The organism is Paenibacillus sp. O199 (assembly GCF_001636635.1).
In the GTDB taxonomy this organism is placed as follows: Bacteria; Bacillota; Bacilli; order Paenibacillales; family Paenibacillaceae; genus Paenibacillus; species Paenibacillus marchantiae.
This window is the reverse complement of sequence record NZ_LGRP01000119.1, coordinates 1-217: the sequence shown is the minus strand read 5'-3', so window position 1 is coordinate 217 and position 217 is coordinate 1. Positions and strand designations below refer to the sequence as shown.

The following is a 217-nucleotide window of genomic DNA, read 5'->3' as shown; positions in this document are numbered from 1 at the left end:
AAGTTGTTATCCTTAGCAATTTGTTTGGCTACTTCCTCTCCAAAGTCACCTTTATCATGATGATAATATTTTGAATTATCTATTTTCCGCTCATACCCTTCTACATTGGATACATCGTAATTATGACTAATATCATCTGGTGTATCCAGCTTATTGGCCAGCTTACTCCGTTCACGCCTTAATTTCTTAAGTTCTTCTTTACTTGCCCCTTCTTTTT

At 35.5% G+C, this 217-nt stretch carries 1 pseudogene; it reads right to left on the bottom strand.

Annotated features, from left to right (window positions below):
• A pseudogene (locus A6049_RS33560) lies at nt 1–217 on the bottom strand (hypothetical protein); the annotation flags it as partial.